Genomic DNA, 15,191 nt, shown 5'->3' with positions numbered 1-15,191 from the left:
GCAAGTTCAGGAAAGTAGGACCTGTATCAGCTCTATCCGAGTGGTTTTAGCCCCTGGACTTGGTCAGGATTTGTTGCGATTTTGGTTTGTGGTTTGTTCCTGCGTACCTTGCAATCCGGCATTCGTTCTGTTCAAATACCTATACGTCTATTGTCTGAGCTTCATCGCTCTCTATGAATCCTGCACTTTCTGACCCCGCTAGGGTTTTGAGGGATAGAGTTGAGAAATACGTTAACCTTGTTTAAACTTATGGTTATAACCTGCCACAAGAGGCTATGATGGACCTGCTTGCAGCGACCCACCGGATACGCCTGGTCTACAAGGGAGCTGCTGTTGGGCTCTGCTCCATTGTCAACGCCAAGTCTGGGCGTTGCACAGAAAATTGCGCCTTCTGTGCTCAGTCCGCCTACCACCGCACGGCAGTGGACGTCTACCCTCTTCTTCCTGCTGAAGAACTGATAAGGCGCGCCCGCAGTGCCGCAGCCAGTGGGGTCCACCGCTTCGGGATCGTCACTAGTGGCGCCAGAATAAGCCTTCTAGAAGAGTGGCGGGAAATCCTTCGGGCAGTTGAGGTTATCGCTACGGAAGGAAAAATCTGGCCTGACGCTTCCCTTGGCTTCCTCACACCGGAACAGGCCAGAGAGTTAAAGGAAGCCGGGCTTTGTATGTACCATCACAACTTGGAAACAGCGCCGAGTTTCTTTCGCCAAATCTGTACCACCCACGACGTTGCCGAGGACATAGCTACCGTTGAGGTAGCTAAGGAAGCAGGGTTGAAGGTTTGTTGTGGAGGTATCCTGGGCATGGGGGAAACCCCGGCCCAAAGGGTGGAACTGGCCTTGCTCCTTCGCGAGCTGGATGTTGATGCTGTTCCCCTGAACGTTCTCAACCCCATTCCAGGTACCCCTCTGGAGCATCGACCCCTTATGGAACCCTGGGAAGCCCTGAAGAGCGTGGCGGTCTTTCGTTTTATCCTTCCCGACAAGAACATTAGGCTCTGTGGCGGGAAAGAAAAACCCTGCGACAACTCCTGCCCCTGGGTCTTCTGGCGGGTGCCGATTCCCTCATGACCGGCAACTACCTCACCACCCAAGGTCGAGAATCCTCCTTGGATTTGGAAATGATCAGAGACCTTGGCCTCGTCATAGCCCCGGCTTAGGAAAGTTGTTGACCGCGTATCTTTAGGCTAAAGCTCGTACCAAGGATCACGTGGATATTTCATCTTTCAGTTCCCCATCGTTCCATGAGCTGACCCTGGGTCTAAAGTTCGACGGATGCTTGGTCAGGCATTACTCCCTAAAGACTCCAGGAACAGCAGCTTCCTCCTCTCACCCTTGCTCGTGGAATCATCTTCCCTTTTCTCCCACAGGTTCTCTTGAGAGGGCTCTGCTTGAGGAGGATTTCTCCCTGGGCATCGTGGATAGGCCAGTGCTTCGGTCCTTGAGGGCGGTGATGCAAAAACGCAGAGAGCAGGAGGCTCCGCTCTTTCTCCCCTCTATGCTCGTCACCTCCCGGGGAGACCTTGGTCTGGCGATGCACTTTCTGTGGGTTGTGGTGGATGAGGGCATCACCACTCCCATTGACCAGACGGAGCTGAAGGCCAGGGTGGAGAATCTCTTGGCTGTACAACGGCTCTCATTGGAGCTTCACGTTCAGTACCAGCGTCTTTTCGACAATGTTCCCCTGGGTCTTTACCACACCTCTCGGGAAGGGACGATTCTCGATGCCAACCCGGCAATGGTGCGAATCCTGGGTTTTGCAAGCGCTGAGGAGACCATCGGACGGCTTGCAAGGGTTCTTGCCCGGGAGATGGGGTTTTCGGAGGAAAAAATCCGTGAAGTTTCCATCGCTGGTCTCCTTCATGACATTGGCAAGATTGCCATTCCCGGGGAAATTCCGAACAAACCGGCGAAGCTTGCGCCTCTTGAGCGGGCTATTGTGGAGGAGCATCCTAAAAAGGGTTACGACATCGTTTCCTCGGTTGAGCTTCTGGCTCCCTAAGCGAAGGCCATTCTTGAGCACCACGAGCGGATGAACGGCTCCGGATACCCTCATGGCCTTCGGGGGAATCCTCGTTGAAGCCCGTACTCTTGCCGTGGCCGATGTGGTGGAAGCCATGACATACTACCGCCCTTACCGCTCTGCACTGGAGCTGCAGGAGACCCTGCGGGAGATTGCTCCTGGGCGGGGCGTGTTCTACGACGAGGCTGCGTTTGATGCCTGTCTTCGGATTTTCCAGGAAAAGAGGTTCACTTTTGAGGATTAGAAGCTCCCCCTTCCTTCAAGCACCTCAAGGAAAGCCTCAAGACGTGTACGGAGTTGCTCCGGGGCGCTGTGTCGCCGGTCGAGGTGGTCACCATCAAGAAAGAGCACCGGATACCCTGCCTCAAGGAGTTTTTCCCGAAGAAGCATGACCATTCCCTGGCTCTGGCGACACCCCCACTGGGTGCACTGAATGACGCCCTCTGCGTCGTACCTCTTCAGCGCCTCGAGAATTCCCGATATGCGCCCCCGGGAAGTGGCCAGGATTTCGCTGGCCCAGAGAATCTTCCGCGCCAGGGACTTCAGGGGCGAAGAGGGAGAGAGTTCCTCGGGGAAGGGTGTTGTGAACTCCTCGTACACCACCCCGAGGCCGAGCTTTTCAAGGAGGGCCGGAAGTTCGCCTGAGTAGAAGGGCTTGAGGTGAAGCCAGATGAGACGATGTGGCAGGGTTTTGGAGGGTTTTGCGAGTTCTTCCTTCAGGCGTTCGGCAAAGCAGCGTGATGTCTCCTCACCCAGGAATTCGTAGTAGTACGGGAGGTAGTCGAGGTTTTTGGTTGGGGGAAGGAGCATCCGGTCTTTCCTCTGGCGCAGTGCCTCTACTTCAAGGAGAATCTCCCGGGTTCTGTTAGAGAGCAAGAAAGGTTTGTCCCACACAAAGCGGACATGCCACTCCCTTTCTAAACGCCTGGCGATATTGGTGAGCTGTTCGGCGACGTACCTCTCCGCGTCCCGGGTCCACTGCTTCGGGACATCTACGAGAAAGAGGGGAACGTTCCAGATTTCCCGTAGGACCTCAAAGAATCCTACCGTCCCGTGGCAGATGCTTGAAGTGGCAAAGAGAAAGTCCGGTCGGGGAAAGAGCCGGAGCAGGCTCATGCCGATACCTCCCCGGTGGTAGCTACAGAGGTCCTGGGAAAACCAGGCCTTCTCGGCTGCAGCAAGAGGAAGCTGGGCAAAACGCAGGGCGGCGACGAGTCCGGTGGCGATTTCAGGGTAAAAGGGGATGAGGTGGGCGGCGTGGAGGAATTCCGAAGGGAAGAAGAGGCTGGCCCAGGCGATTTTCCCTCGCCTTCCGTAAAGGTTACGGATGGTGTGGATAGTCACCTGGTAGGAGAATTGTGGGAGCGCTGGATTGGGGTATTTCCGGCGAAGCCACCACTCGTACGGCCTAAGGAGCTGGAAAAGCGTTCTCCGTTCAAAAAGGAAGCGGAGAATCCGAAGAAGCACTGGGGGAATGTCATCCATGGAGAATCATCTCCCGGAAGGCATCAAGTCGCGTTTCCCACTGAGGAAAAGACGGGGTGGTGTCGTGTTCAAGACAGAGCACGGGAAGACCAAAGCTTCGCCCAAGAAGCCCGATATCGTAAAGCTGAAAGTCGCAGAACTTGGAGAAGACTATTACCATTCCACGCAGGCCAAGAGTACCACGGAGCCTTTTGAGCGCTATTCTTCGTGCAGGGCCGGAAAGCCGCGGACAGGGAAGGCGGTGGAGGATAAAGCGTGCCAGGTCCTCAAGGGGAGATGCGGTGAGAGACAGAGGTTCTTCGCCGAGAAGAAACCGGTTTTCGGGGAGATCCGGAAAAACCAGGAACCCTTTCTCCTCAAGAAGGGGCAAAAGCGCGTGGGCGAAATGCGAGCCCGAAAGCAGAAGAGGAATACGGTCCGACGCCCTCCGGCGCTCTTCCCATTCCCGAGAGAACCTTTCCCTTTGCCTGAGCGTTTCCTCTAAGGCTTGCTTTAAGGATGTGGTGAATTCCAGAAAGGAGCGGCCACTTTGCGCCAGAAGCTCCCGGGCAAGCTCGTTCAGGTTTTTGGTCAGCCGCTCTACGGCCGTTTCCCCGGCCAGAGCGGGAACGTCAAGGGGGAGAGCCGGAATAGAGAGCGCCCTGAGGATTTCGTAAGTCCTCCGGGAGGCATCGCATGCCAGGGGAACAACAAACCCCGAGAATTCCCTGTGGTTCAGGGCCCAGCTGATGAAGGTCTTGCAGAGCGCACAGAAGGGAACGGGAAGGGAGGAGAACTGAGGGCTTGAGAAATCCGGTTTGAAGAATACGGCTGTGAAGCCACAGGCTTCAAGGAGCTCCTGGGGGACGTAGCGGCAGAAGTACCCCAGAGTGCGCATTTCAGAAGACGAACGCCCAGAGAATTGCCCAGAGTGTGAGTCCAGCAAGGACAAAAGGGAACACTACAAGCAGCGCCCAGCCAAAGAGGAATACGCCGAGGAGGAAAACGAAAAGAAACGCCAGGCTTCCCAGGAAAAAGGGGAAGAAGAGAGGAAGGGTGTGGAAGAGGATGGCAAAGAGCGCCACAAGGAACACCAAAACAATGAGCGACCACAAGATGCGGATCAGGGTTTTTCACCTCCTTTGGCGAGGTCTCTCAGGAACCGTTCCAGGTTCCGTGAGGCAAAGTCAGGGGGCAGAAACTGTGAGAGAATGGTTGCCGCCTCAACCTTTCGCCCCCAGAACTTCTCATTGAGCTTTACGTTTTCGGTGAGCTTTGTTCCCTCAAGGGTAACTCCAAGGAACACCCCCCGGGAGAGGGCGTAGGCGTAGCAGGGTGAGGAGAGTTCAGAGTCCAGGGCAACGGAAACTCCCCGTCCCGCTGGTCCCAGGGTGACGGAGAGATTCCCTCCAAGGACTGCGTACCCCCGAGATAGGGTCTCTAAGGCTACCCGTCGCATGATGAAGAGGATGATATCCTGGGACTGGATGCCCACCTGGACCCCGAGGTTGACCCCCTGAAGGGTGTAGAACGCTGGTCCAAAAAAGGTTTTTCGGTCCTTGCCCCGCGCAAAGACCACCCCTTCGCCCTGAGCGATGCCCACAAAGAGTCCGACTCGTTTCACTTCGGGGAAAATCGCGATGCTCTGGGCGTTCTCAAAAAGAGGCAGGAGAATCCGGCGATCAAGGGAACGGGAAAGCTCGTAGAGGACTTCAATGGAGCGGTTGATGAGGTCTTCTCCGGGAGAGAGAGCGAGAACCTGGGAAGTACAGAGCAAACACAAAGCTCCAAAAAGCGCAAAAAGCTTCATACCTCGTACTCCTTCTCCGAAGCAGCCTGGGTGAGGAGGTATTTCATCACCTTTCCGGTGGCTGTCTGGGGGAGTCCAGGAACGATTTCCACAAGGCGTGGCACCTTGTGAGGGGGAAGGTGTTTCCGGCAAAAATCCACAATCTCTCGGGGCGTGAGAGAAGCTCCTTCTTGGGGCACAATGTAGGCTTTCACCATCTCTCCCCGGAGTTCTCTCTTGACGCCTACCACTGCAGCCTGCGCCACCCCGGGAAAGCCAAGGAGGACTTCCTCAACTTCCTGAGGATACACGTTGAAACCGGAGACAATGATCACTTCCTTTTTCCGTCCCTCGATGTAGAGGATTCCCTGCTCATCTATTCTCCCCAGGTCCCCTGTGCAGAACCACCCCTCCCGGAAGGCTTGAGCGTTCTCTTTGGGGTTGGCGAAGTACCCGGGAGAAACGGGGTCTCCGGCAAGGAGGATTTCTCCAACCTCGTTTGTGCCCAGGTCTTCTCCTGCGTCGTTGACGATTCGCAGGCGTATAGCACTGATGACTGGTCCTGCAGAACCGGGAACGCGCGCCTCAGGAGAGGGATTCACGGCCACCACCGGAGAGGCTTCGGTGATGCCGTATCCTTCAATGATGCAGAGTCCAAAGGCCTCCTCAAAGGCCTCCCGCACCCTTGAGGGCAGCGCATCGCCCCCGCAGATGAGAAGTCGCAGGGGATGGAGGTCAAAGGAGGTCTTTCTCCGGGCACCGGTGAGAATGGAGAAGATTGCTGGAACACCGAGGAAAACGGTGGACTGGTCCTCCCGCAAGGCGGTGACAAACTCTTCAAGGGGATACAGGGAGGGGACAATGGTGAGCGTCATGCCCTTCATGAGCGGGAGGAGGTAGGCGATGGAGAACCCAAAGACGTGGAACATGGGCAAAACCCCGAGCATCCGGTCTTCGGGGGAGATATCGACGAGGTCGAAGCAACTGTCGATGTCGGAGAGGATGTTCCGGTGGGTGAGCATGACGAGTTTCGGCATTCCTGTAGTTCCCGAAGTGCAGAAGAGGGCCGCTACAGGGCTTTCGAGCTCTGGAAGGGGTATGGAAGAGGGGAGGAGGGTCGAGGGGTAGGAAATTTCCCCGTTCTCCCTCAGGATAGCGCAGGGGACGTCCTGGTCTTTGAGGGGGGCTTCACGGAGGAGGAACTGCGCCGAGGCGGCACGGAGGATGTTCACTTGCATGTCCTCCGGGGTACGGGGGGAAAGAGGAATGGGAATGACGCCGAGAGTGAGCGCGGCAAGGTAGAATCGGAGGGCATACCAGCTGTTCCCGATGGCCGTGACTACCCTTGTCCCGGGCCGTATTCCGGCCTGTTGCATAGCCGCTACTTCCTGGGCGATGATTCCGGGGAGGTCCCGGTACAGTATCCGCGTCCCCCGAAAGGAAATGGCGACTTTCCCCCGGTAGTCCCTGCTCATTTTTTCCAGACGTTCGGGAATGGTTTCCGGCATGATTCATTTTTTCTCCTTTTTGCTTCCATTGTAGCACAAACTCAAAAAGCCGGTGACAGGCGGGAGAATTGGATGGGTGTCAACCTATCGTAGGGGGATTTTCTCGAGTTCTCTCCACTCCTGGTTCTCTCACCATGGGTTTCTCCTTTTCAACCCTACCTATCCAGAGGATTACGGTCACCTCATACCACAGGAACCCAGGACGTACCCTGCGCCAGGGCCTTGAGGTCGTGCTAAAGCACTCACCGCTTTCCGCATCGCCGGGATGTCGTTATGGACTTCCCGGAAAACCTCCCTTCCTCTCTCAGCGCCCGTTGAACTTCAAGGCTCAAAGAGCCCATGGGGTTGTGGGAGAGTCAAGCTGAGAGGTTCCCGTGGACTTCGGCGCCGATTGCAGCCTGGGAGCGCCTGGTGTGCTGGGATTCTCCTCAGCTCTGAGGGAGGTACGGGCAGGCTTGAGAGCAGAAGGCTTCCGCGTTCTCCCAGGAACCCTCTCTCTGCCCTCTGGCATAACGCTCAGGACAGGCCTCCGGACTCCCTGCACCAGGGGCATCAAGGTAGGACGGAGATGATCTGGTCATCGAGGAGGTGCAGGTACACTCTCTGTCGCTCTGCCCATAGGAGGTCCTTCCTTGAGGTGGCATCCCCAAAGGGGGCGAGGACGGTCCGCTGGTCTTTCCTTCGGACCACCTGGAAGGCGTTTCTATCCCTCTCCCGGTGGATGGCCTCGTCTTTGGCTTTCGAGGACCACCCTCAATCTGCCCACACTGCTTTCGGTCTTTGAGAGCTTCTCTGCAAACTCCTGGAAACCCACTCTTTTTTTCCAGGAAGTGGAGAGAGCATGCCAGAATCTCCTGGAGCCCCGATATCCATGGGACCTCACCTCCAGAGCGTTTTGGTGGTGTTTCACCCATGGGATTTCCCCCATACTCTGGACGGTGAGGTTTGTTCTTTTGGGTTGGAACCTTTACGGTAAATGTACACGAACGAGGACTGTGGTATACTTTCCCTGAAGTTTGGGGAGTGTCGTCGCCATGGAGGATTGGAACGTCATTTGTCCTACACAGGAGAACGAAGAGGACTCTTGTTACGGTATTCCCCTTCTTGGGTTCGTGCTCTGCCTTGCTGAGGTGGTAGACCTTGTGAATCGACGGCTTTTTGAGCACCACCTGAAGGTTGCTTACCTTGCCTTTCGCCTCGGAGAGGTTCTGGGATTCCCGGAGCAGTCCCTCAGGGATCTCCTCATTGGAGGCCTGCTGCACGATATCGGAGCGTTCTCTCTACTGGAGCGTCTTGACGCTCTTCACTTTGAGTTTCGTAATCCTCATCACCACGCTTTTGTGGGCTACGTGTTGCTCAAGGACTTTGGACCTTTTGCATCGCTTGCAGAGGTTATCCGTTGCCACCATCTTCCTTGGGAAGAGGGCCGTGGCAGAACCGCTCCCCTTGAAAGCCACGTCATCCATTTCGCTGACCGGGTCAGCATCGTGTGTTCTTTTCAGGAAGATCCCTTGGGGGAGATCCGGGAGAGAGAGCCTTTCTTCCGGTCTTTTGTTCCCCGTCTCTTCCATCCAGAGGTTTTCGAAGCATTTCGAAAACTCCTCTCCAAGGATTACGTGTGGTTTGACCTTGCTTCGCCCCGCCTTCGCCACATCGTGCATGGCCTCGTTCCTCCGGGGAAACTGTGTCTAAATGTGGAGGATTTCCTCCGATTCTGCCGTGTTATTGCCCATCTCGTTGATTTCCGGAGCGCCTTCACGGCTACCCATTCTGCTGGGGTGGCGTATACAGCTCGCAGGCTTGGAGAACTCACCGGACTCCCAAGAGGAGAGCATGAGCTTATTTTTGCGGCAGGGCTCCTCCATGACCTGGGGAAAATAGCCGTACCGGTAGAGATTCTCGAAAAACCTGGGCCGCTGACCGAAAAGGAAATACGCGTTATGAAGTCCCACGCCTACTACACTTTTGCGGCTCTTTCCTGGATTCAAAACCTGAAGGACGTTGCTTTGTGGGCTTCGGAGCACCACGAACGGTGCAATGGTCAAGGGTATCCTTTTGGAAGAACAAGGGAAGAACTCCTCTTTGAGTCAAGGGTCATGGCCGTTGCTGATGTCTTCGTGGCGTTGTCCGAAGACCGCCCTTACCGACCAGCCCTGAGGCCCCAGCGTATTCGGGAAATCCTCGGAGATATGGCGAATTTGGGAGGTCTGGATGCCGATGTCGTGGCGATGCTTCTGGACCACTTTGACGAGATTCATGCTTCCTGCAGGGAGGTTCAGGAGCAATCAGTCTTAGAGTATGCGGCCTTTCGTCAGGAGACCATCCGGTTCACGGAATAGGGGGTGTGCTCTGTGGCACTTGTGTGGTCGGATACGTTCTCGGTGGGTGTGGTGGTGATTGATGAGCAGCATAAGGAGCTCTTTGCCCGGACCAATCGTCTCCTTGAAGCCTGTCAGGAAGGAAGGGGGAAGGACGCCGTTCAGGAGACCCTGGCTTTCCTTGGAGACTATGTGAAAACCCACTTCGCCACTGAGGAAAAGCTCATGGTGCAGTATAGGTATCCAGGGTTCGATGCTCACAAGAGGCTCCACGAGGGTTTTACCGAGACTTTCCTGAGGTTACAGAAGGAAGCCGAAAAGAGCGTTGGTGTCGCTCTGGTTACACAGGTGAATAAAACAGTGGTGGATTGGTGGGTGAATCACATCCTGAAAGTGGATAAGGAACTCGGGGCATTTTTGCGGGCAAAGATGGGTACGTGACGGAGTACGCCCGGGTCCGTCTCAAGAAAGGAAAAGAAAAGCGGGTACTTCTGGGCCATCCCTGGGTGTACCGTACGGACATCGAGGTTCTGCGGGGTCCGGCAGACCCCGGGGATGTTGTGCTCTTAGAGAATCACCGGGGGAAACCCCTTGCTCTGGGGTATTACAACCCGAGTTCGGTCATCGCCGTCCGGGTGCTGACCCGGAACCCCGAGGAACGCATCGACCGGGACTTTTTCCTTCGCCGGATGCAGCAGGCCCTTGAGCTTCGTCTGAAGCTTTTTCGAGAAGCAACAACCAATGCCTTCCGCGTGGTTTTTGCCGAGGCAGACTTCCTCCCCGGGCTCATTGTGGACCGGTTTGCTTCTCTGCTTGTGGTGCAGTTTCTCACTCTTGGGATGGAAAAAAGAAGAGGAGACGTCGTGGAGGCGCTTGAGGTCCTCCTGCATCCTGAGGGTATCTATGAACGGAGCGATGTAGAGGTCCGCAAGAGAGAGGGCCTTGAGGAACGCACGGGGTGGATTCTCCCGGGTGGGAGTCCGGAGGTGGTCATCAAGGAGAACGGCCTTGCCTTTTTCGTGGACGTCGCCCGGGGCCAGAAGACGGGGTATTTCCTGGATCAGCGGGAGAACCGCCTGAGCCTTCGCCGCTATGTCCAGGGAGCACGGGTTCTTGATTGCTTCTCGTACACCGGGGGGTTTGCCATCCATGCGGCGGCTTTTGGGGCGAAAGAGGTCCTGGGACTTGACATCTCCGAGAGCGCCGTGGCCCTTGCCCGGGAGAACGCTCGCCTAAACCGACTGGAGGATCGGGTCCGGTTTGAGGTTGCCGACGTCTTTGAGGCCCTGCGGGAACTCTTCAGAAAGGGCGAGCGCTTTGACCTTGTGATTCTCGATCCTCCTGCCTTCGTCAAGGGGAAGGAGGCCCTCGAGGGGGCGCTCCGGGGGTACAAGGACATCAATCTCCTGGCCATGAAACTCCTCGTCCCTTCGGGAACCCTCGTCACCTGTTCCTGTTCGTACCATCTCTCCGAAGACCTCTTCCTTGAGGTGCTTAAGGAGGCGAGCCAGGACGCCGGGAGACGCCTGCAGATTCTTGAGCAGCGGGGGCAGGCTCAGGACCATCCCGTCCTTGTGGGATATCCTGAATCCCGGTACCTGAAGTGTTTCATCCTGCGAGTTCTGTGATATAGTAATGGAGCGTTGAGTATCCTCCTCTTGAAGGGGTGAAGCTGTGTCGCCTTTTCCTCAGTTCAGTGAAGCTGTGTCTTTAGCACTGCACAGCATGGTGCTTTTGAGTAAAAGCCGCGCTCCCCTCACGGTGAAAGAGATGGCCGAAAAGACGGGTGCCTCCTTTCACCACCTGGCGAAGGTTTTCCAGCGTCTGCGCAAGGCACAACTTGTGATGTCCACCCGTGGGCCTCGAGGGGGTTTCACGCTTTCCCGCCCTCCAGAGCGCATCACCCTCCTTGAAGTCTATGCGGCCATTGAAGGGCCGGTTTCTGAGCGAATCTGCCTCCTTGAGGGGCCGGAGTGTCCTTTCGGGGAGTGCATTTTCGGCGGGCTTCTTGGAGAGTTTGCCCATCGCTTTCGGGAGTACCTTGCCTCCCACACTTTAGAGAGCGTGTGTCAGAAAGGGCAGACCACGCAGAACCCGGAATAAAGTGGTCACAGACCATGGTTGTACTCTAAAAACCTCACAGGAGGTGGTACCGTTGCCGGAGTTTGTGAACCCCTTCAGTGGTATGGTGCCCGGTCGGAAGATGACGAAAGAGGAGCTCATCCGTGCCATTCGTCTGAATCTCGCGGCTGAGGAAGAAGCCGTGCATCTGTACCTTGCCCACGCCGAGGCCACTGACCACCCTTTAGCCAAAAAGGTTCTCATTGATATTGCCAACGAGGAACGGGTCCATGCGGGGGAATTCCTGCGACTCCTTGAGATTCTCACAGGGGACGAGGCGGATTTCCTGGCGCAGGGAGCAAAGGAAGTCGATGACCTTGCTCGCTCATTCGGTCAGAGTACCCCGACCCTGGGGTCCCTGCGGGAGGAGGGAGGACAGTGAGCGGTTCGTACCTTGGTCGAGAGGATGCGCCTTTCGGGCAGGCCTTCTGGGAGTTGCTTGAGAAAACCGCCATTTCTGTGGCAAAGTCGGAGCTTGCGGGACGGAGAATTCTCCCCCTTGAAGGCCCTTTCGGTCTTGGATTTGCCCTTGTCCCCTTCGGGACGAAGCCCCTTGAAGAGGGGGTTCTTGTTGCCGGAGGACAGCCACTTGTGGCGCTCGAGCAGACGTTCTCCCTCAGGAAACTCGATATTGCCCAGTTTGAACGAAACGGTGTGACCCTGGACCTTGCGCCGCTTGTGGCAGCGGTGAAGAAAATTGCTCATCTTGAGGAACGGCTGATTTTCGAAGGGTTTGGGGACTCTAAGGGTCTCTGCACAGCTTCCGGGGTTCTTGAGAGCTCCCTCTCTCCCTGGGATGAACCGGGAAAAGCGGCTGAGGACCTCATTCGGGCCGTTTCTCTTCTTGATGGAGAGGGATTCCATGGGCCCTTTGCTCTGGCGCTTTCTCCAGGGCGGTACAATCTCCTCCTCCGCCGTTACCCCGAAACGGCACAGATTGAGCTTGACCACATAAGGACCATTGTGGGTGACCGGGTGGTCAAGGCGCCGTACTTGAAAGAAGGAGGGGTGCTTCTTGCGGTGAACCCGGCCTACGCCCGAATTCTCCTTGGTCAGGACCTTGAGGTTGGGTTCATCGGTCCGGAAGCGGGAGGTTATCTCTTCTCCGTCTCGGAGAGTCTGGCCCTTCTCCTTACCGAACCCCGCTCGGTGTGTGTCCTTCGCTGAGGCTGGCGGGGGCTCTCCCCCGCCAGTCCTTCTGGAACTCTCTCTGCGCCTTGGCGATACCTCTCTGTGTTATAATGGTAACTGCCCTCTGGGCAATCCCTGAGGAGGAAACCGTATGCTTGCCCTGCTGAAAGAGGTATGGGCGAAGAAGGCCCAGGAGCGCATCATCCGGGAGCTCCAGAAGAAGTTCGTCGAGCCGGTTAATGCTTTAGAGGAAAAGATACGCGCGCTTTCGGATCAGGAGCTTTCCCGAAAAACCGAGGAGTTCAAAGAGCGCCTTGCCCGGGGTGAGACCCTCGATGACCTTCTCATCGAGGCCTTTGCCGTGGTGCGGGAGGTGGCTCGCAGGGTCGTCGGTATGCGTCCCTTTGACGTGCAGATCATGGGGGCGGTTGTGCTCCACCAGGGGAAGATCGCCGAGATGCAGACTGGAGAGGGAAAAACTCTGGTGGCCACCATGCCTGCCTACCTCAATGCCCTCACCGGACGGGGCGTCCATATCGTCACGGTGAACGACTACCTTGCCAAGCGCGACCGGTACTGGATGGGGCCGATTTTTGAGTTCCTCGGGCTCTCTGTTGGGCTTATTCAGCATGAGTCAACACCTGAGGAGCGGAAGAAGGCGTACCGGTGCGATATCACCTACGGCACGAACGTCGAGTTTGGCTTTGACTACCTCAGGGACAACATGGCCCTCCGAAAAGAAGACGTGGTCCAGCGGGAACTCCATTACGCCATCATCGACGAGGTGGACTCCATCCTCATTGATGAAGCCCGAACGCCTCTCATCATCTCCGGTCCGGCAGAGGAAAATACCGAAATCTACTACAAGATCGACCGGGTGGTCCGGAAGCTCATCCCCAAGGAGGATTTCGACTTCGAGGAAAAAACTCGCTCGGTGTGGCTGACGGAGAAAGGCATCGCCAAAATTGAGAAACTCCTTCACGTGGCAAATCTCTATGAGGAGACGGGGAAAGGAACCCTGGAGCACCTTGTGCGGCAGGCCCTCAGGGCGCATTACCTGTACAAAAGGGACGTGGATTACGTAGTGAAGGACGGTCAGGTCATCATCGTGGACGAGTTCACCGGTCGCCTCATGTACGGGAGGCGTTACAGCGACGGTCTCCACCAGGCCATTGAGGCAAAAGAGGGGTTGCAGGTAGCGAGTGAAAACCAGACCCTGGCCTCCATCACCTACCAGAATTACTTCCGAATGTACGAGAAAATCTGTGGCATGACCGGAACGGCAAAAACGGAAGAAGAAGAGTTCATCTACACCTATGGGATGCCGGTGGTAGTGATTCCCACGAATAAGCCCCTTCGCCGAACGACGCTTCCTGATGTCATCTACCGTACAGAGCGGGAGAAGTTTGAGGCTGTGGTCCGGGAGATTGAACGCCTGCACGCTTTGGGACGGCCAGTCCTTGTGGGGACGACCTCCATTGAGAAGTCGGAACGTCTGAGCGACATGCTGAAAAAGCGGGGTATTCCCCACGAGGTGTTGAATGCCAAGCACCACGAACGGGAGGCGGAAATCATCGCCCAGGCAGGCCGCAAGGGGGCGGTCACCATCTCGACGAATATGGCCGGGAGGGGGACAGATATCCTCCTTGGGGGCAACCCGGATTTCCTTGCCAAGCGGAAGATGCGGGAGATGGGCTTTCCGGAGCACGTCATTCTCCGCCTGAGTCTTGGCATTCCTGCCGATGACCCTGAAATGCAACGGGCCAGAGAAGTCTACCGTGAGCTCTACGCGCGCTTCAAAGCGGAAACCGACAGGGAAGCCGAGGAAGTGAAGACCCTGGGAGGGTTGCACGTCATTGGCACGGAACGCCACGAGAGCCGTCGTATCGACAATCAGCTTCGGGGCCGTGCCGGACGCCAGGGAGATCCGGGGTCGTCACAGTTTTTCCTTTCCCTTGAGGATGACCTTTTGCGGCTTTTCGTTCCAGAACGCTTGTCTTCTGTCATGGCTCGCTTTGGGATGGAGGAAGGAGTTCCCATCGAGCATCCCCTGGTCACCCGTCTTGTGGAGGCGGCTCAAAAAAGGGTCGAAGGACACCACTTCAGCATTCGCAAGACCCTTCTCCAGTACGACGACATTATGAACAAGCAGCGGGAGGTCATCTACGCCCAGAGGCGGCGGGTGCTCTTTGAGGAGAACCTCCGACCCTTCGTGTACGATATGCTGGAGAAGGTCATCGACGACCTTGTTGAGGCTTATGCCAATGAGCGGGTGTATCCGGAGGAATGGGACCTTGAAGGGTTGAACCAGCGCCTGCGGCTCCTTTTTGGGGTGGCATTCCAGCCCTCTGAGGAAGAACGTTTGAAGCTCACCTCAAAGGACCTTAAGGGGAGGCTCTACACGGATCTGGTGCATCTCTACGAGCACCGGGTCCAAGAGGTAGGTGATGAGGTCTTCCGCGATATTGAGCGCTATGTCCTCCTGCGGGTTGTGGATTACCACTGGAAGGACCACCTCCACAACATGGACCACCTCCGGGAGGGTATCGGACTCCGGGCGGTGGGCCAGAAGGACCCCTTTGTGGAGTACCAGCTCGAGGCCTTTGAGATGTTCCAGAACATGGTCACCGCTATCCGGGAAGACGCCTTACGGTACCTCTTCCACGTCCGGGTGGTTCCCGAAAGAAGGCCCTCTGTCCAGAGGACTTCGGAGAAGCCCCGACCGGCCTCTGTACCAAAACCCCAGGAGGCGCGGCGTAAAGTGGGCCGGAATGACCCCTGCCCCTGTGGGAGTGGGCTCAAGTACAAATACTGCTGTGGGAAAAAGTGAAAGGAGGA

General features: G+C 56.5%; 14 protein-coding genes and 1 pseudogene. 10 read left to right on the top strand and 5 right to left on the bottom strand.

Going from position 1 to position 15,191, the window contains the following annotated elements; all coding sequences use genetic code 11:
- Positions 1 to 275 precede the first annotated feature (275 nt).
- The 3 genes and pseudogenes from bioB to ACP6EK_RS00400 all read left to right on the top strand — a co-directional run bounded on the left by bioB (position 276) and on the right by ACP6EK_RS00400 (position 2,266).
- Positions 276 to 1,159 (top strand): annotated as a pseudogene (gene bioB, locus ACP6EK_RS00410) (biotin synthase BioB).
- Between the two features lie 293 nt (positions 1,160 to 1,452).
- Positions 1,453 to 2,001: an HD domain-containing phosphohydrolase gene (locus ACP6EK_RS00405; RefSeq protein WP_438316327.1), complete on the top strand. Its 549-nt coding sequence runs from the start codon at positions 1,453 to 1,455 to the stop codon at positions 1,999 to 2,001.
- 52 nt (positions 2,002 to 2,053) lie between these two features.
- Entirely contained in the window at positions 2,054 to 2,266 is a 213-nt protein-coding gene (locus ACP6EK_RS00400) for a hypothetical protein (RefSeq protein ID WP_438316324.1), read from the top strand.
- Here ACP6EK_RS00400 and ACP6EK_RS00395 read toward each other — a convergent pair.
- From ACP6EK_RS00395 to ACP6EK_RS00375, 5 genes are read right to left on the bottom strand one after another with little or no spacing between them, the layout of a single operon-like run.
- Entirely contained in the window at positions 2,263 to 3,507 is a 1,245-nt protein-coding gene (locus ACP6EK_RS00395; protein ID WP_438316322.1) for a 2-hydroxyacyl-CoA dehydratase subunit D, read from the bottom strand. The two genes, ACP6EK_RS00400 and ACP6EK_RS00395, sit on opposite strands and share 4 nt — an antisense overlap.
- Positions 3,500 to 4,384: a 2-hydroxyacyl-CoA dehydratase family protein gene (locus tag ACP6EK_RS00390; protein WP_438316319.1), complete on the bottom strand. Its 885-nt coding sequence runs from the start codon at positions 4,382 to 4,384 to the stop codon at positions 3,500 to 3,502. Before ACP6EK_RS00390 ends, ACP6EK_RS00395 begins: the two co-directional genes overlap by 8 nt.
- A 1-nt stretch (position 4,385) precedes the next feature.
- Positions 4,386 to 4,601 carry a hypothetical protein gene (locus ACP6EK_RS00385; RefSeq protein ID WP_438316316.1) on the bottom strand — a complete coding sequence of 72 codons (216 nt, stop codon included), beginning with the start codon at positions 4,599 to 4,601 and terminating at the stop codon, positions 4,386 to 4,388.
- Positions 4,602 to 4,609: 8 nt separating this feature from the next.
- A complete protein-coding gene (locus ACP6EK_RS00380) occupies positions 4,610 to 5,296 on the bottom strand; it encodes a lipid-binding SYLF domain-containing protein (protein ID WP_438316313.1) in 687 nt (228 codons plus the stop codon).
- Positions 5,293 to 6,783 (bottom strand): class I adenylate-forming enzyme family protein, encoded by a 1,491-nt coding sequence (locus tag ACP6EK_RS00375; protein WP_438316310.1) that lies wholly within the window; start codon positions 6,781 to 6,783, stop codon positions 5,293 to 5,295. Before ACP6EK_RS00375 ends, ACP6EK_RS00380 begins: the two co-directional genes overlap by 4 nt.
- Positions 6,784 to 7,817: 1,034 nt before the next feature.
- Between ACP6EK_RS00375 and ACP6EK_RS00370 the strand changes: the two genes are divergently transcribed.
- The 7 genes from ACP6EK_RS00370 (at position 7,818) to secA (ending at position 15,183) form a co-directional block, all read left to right on the top strand.
- Positions 7,818 to 9,122 carry an HD-GYP domain-containing protein gene (locus tag ACP6EK_RS00370; protein ID WP_438316307.1) on the top strand — a complete coding sequence of 435 codons (1,305 nt, stop codon included), beginning with the start codon at positions 7,818 to 7,820 and terminating at the stop codon, positions 9,120 to 9,122.
- Between the two features lie 12 nt (positions 9,123 to 9,134).
- Positions 9,135 to 9,542, top strand: a complete 408-nt coding sequence (locus ACP6EK_RS00365; protein ID WP_438316304.1) for a bacteriohemerythrin — start codon at positions 9,135 to 9,137, stop codon at positions 9,540 to 9,542.
- Positions 9,539 to 10,729: a class I SAM-dependent rRNA methyltransferase gene (locus tag ACP6EK_RS00360; RefSeq protein ID WP_438316301.1), complete on the top strand. Its 1,191-nt coding sequence runs from the start codon at positions 9,539 to 9,541 to the stop codon at positions 10,727 to 10,729. Before ACP6EK_RS00365 ends, ACP6EK_RS00360 begins: the two co-directional genes overlap by 4 nt.
- 46 nt (positions 10,730 to 10,775) lie before the next feature.
- On the top strand, positions 10,776 to 11,204 hold the full coding sequence (locus ACP6EK_RS00355; protein ID WP_438316298.1) for an RrF2 family transcriptional regulator: 429 nt from the start codon (positions 10,776 to 10,778) through the stop codon (positions 11,202 to 11,204).
- Between the two features lie 52 nt (positions 11,205 to 11,256).
- Positions 11,257 to 11,604, top strand: a complete 348-nt coding sequence (locus tag ACP6EK_RS00350) for a ferritin family protein (protein ID WP_438316295.1) — start codon at positions 11,257 to 11,259, stop codon at positions 11,602 to 11,604.
- The gene (locus ACP6EK_RS00345; protein ID WP_438316293.1) at positions 11,601 to 12,389 is read left to right on the top strand and encodes a family 1 encapsulin nanocompartment shell protein; all 789 of its coding nucleotides are present in this window, start codon (positions 11,601 to 11,603) and stop codon (positions 12,387 to 12,389) included. The genes ACP6EK_RS00350 and ACP6EK_RS00345 overlap by 4 nt, the downstream gene beginning before the upstream one ends.
- A gap of 115 nt (positions 12,390 to 12,504) precedes the next feature.
- Positions 12,505 to 15,183 carry a preprotein translocase subunit SecA gene (gene secA / locus ACP6EK_RS00340; protein WP_438316290.1) on the top strand — a complete coding sequence of 893 codons (2,679 nt, stop codon included), beginning with the start codon at positions 12,505 to 12,507 and terminating at the stop codon, positions 15,181 to 15,183.
- Positions 15,184 to 15,191 lie beyond the last annotated feature (8 nt).

The sequence above is a fragment of the Candidatus Caldatribacterium sp. SIUC1 genome (assembly GCF_051549785.1).
Lineage (GTDB): Bacteria > Atribacterota > Atribacteria > Atribacterales > Caldatribacteriaceae > Caldatribacterium.
The sequence above is the reverse complement of the archived record's forward strand: the minus strand, read 5'-3'. Positions and strand labels throughout refer to the sequence as shown.

What these genes read in the sequence shown, in the direction of transcription:
- ACP6EK_RS00370 (WP_438316307.1), top strand. Translation starts at nt 7,818, where the DNA reads ATGGAGGATTGGAACGTCATTTGTCCTACACAGGAGAACGAAGAGGAC.
- ACP6EK_RS00405 (WP_438316327.1), top strand. Translation starts at nt 1,453, where the DNA reads ATGCAAAAACGCAGAGAGCAGGAGGCTCCGCTCTTTCTCCCCTCTATG.
- ACP6EK_RS00390 (WP_438316319.1), bottom strand. Translation starts at nt 4,384, where the DNA reads ATGCGCACTCTGGGGTACTTCTGCCGCTACGTCCCCCAGGAGCTCCTT.
- ACP6EK_RS00400 (WP_438316324.1), top strand. Translation starts at nt 2,054, where the DNA reads ATGGCCTTCGGGGGAATCCTCGTTGAAGCCCGTACTCTTGCCGTGGCC.
- ACP6EK_RS00395 (WP_438316322.1), bottom strand. Translation starts at nt 3,507, where the DNA reads ATGGATGACATTCCCCCAGTGCTTCTTCGGATTCTCCGCTTCCTTTTT.
- ACP6EK_RS00380 (WP_438316313.1), bottom strand. Translation starts at nt 5,296, where the DNA reads ATGAAGCTTTTTGCGCTTTTTGGAGCTTTGTGTTTGCTCTGTACTTCC.
- ACP6EK_RS00375 (WP_438316310.1), bottom strand. Translation starts at nt 6,783, where the DNA reads ATGCCGGAAACCATTCCCGAACGTCTGGAAAAAATGAGCAGGGACTAC.
- secA (WP_438316290.1), top strand. Translation starts at nt 12,505, where the DNA reads ATGCTTGCCCTGCTGAAAGAGGTATGGGCGAAGAAGGCCCAGGAGCGC.